Origin of the sequence: Ruminococcus sp. CAG:379 (genome assembly GCF_000434255.1) — a bacterium.
Taxonomy (GTDB): domain Bacteria; phylum Bacillota; class Clostridia; order Oscillospirales; family Ruminococcaceae; genus Ruminococcus_F; species Ruminococcus_F champanellensis.
The window spans coordinates 3,628-4,438 of sequence record NZ_FR894911.1; the positions used below are offsets into that span (position 1 = coordinate 3,628).

The 811-nt window shown below is 56.0% G+C and carries 1 protein-coding gene; it reads left to right on the top strand.

Features of this window, described 5'->3' with window-relative positions; translation table 11 throughout:
- Positions 1–811, top strand: an 811-nt coding sequence (locus QVO51_RS07805; RefSeq protein WP_441295916.1) for a Y-family DNA polymerase, incomplete at both ends; no start/stop codon positions are given.

Genomic DNA, 811 nt, shown 5'->3' on the forward strand with positions numbered 1-811 from the left:
CCGCCTGTTTGAAGTGATTCAGAAGGCAGAGGAGGTGAACCGTGCCCGGCTGCGGCGTGTGGGCACCTTTACAGGGGAGTCCTATCTGGCGGATGCGCTGAACCGGGATCCGGGGCTGAAGCTGTCCTTTCTGACTGCTCCGCCCAGGATGGCAAAGTACATGGAGATCTCCACCAAGATTTTCAACATCTATATGCGCTACATCGCCCCGGAGGATATTCACGTATACTCTATTGACGAGGTGTTCATTGACGCTGCCGGGTATCTGAAAACCTACCGCTGTACCGCCAGAGAGCTTGCTATGCGTATGATCCGGGATGTACTGCGGGAAACCGGTATTACGGCAACCGCCGGTATTGGTACGAATCTGTATCTGGCAAAGATTGCGATGGATATTGTGGCAAAGCATATGCCGGCGGACGAAAATGGCGTGCGGATCGCAGAGCTGGACGAGATGGCCTATCGGCAGCAGCTTTGGTCCCACCGTCCCATTACGGATTTCTGGCGGGTGGGGAAGGGCATCGCCAAAAAACTGGAGGCAGCGTATCTGTATACCATGGGGGATGTGGCACGGGCATCGGAGTGCAACGAAAAGAAGCTGTATCAGATGTTTGGGGTCAATGCGGAGCTGCTGATCGATCATGCCTGGGGTTGGGAGCCTTGCCGGATCCGGGATATCAAGGCATACCAGCCGGAGACGCACAGCCTGAGTCAGGGGCAGGTGCTGCCGGAGCCTTATTCCTTTGCAAAGGGAAGGCTGATTGTCCGGGAAATGGCGGAGCAGCTTGTGCTGGATCTGGTGCGAAAGAGT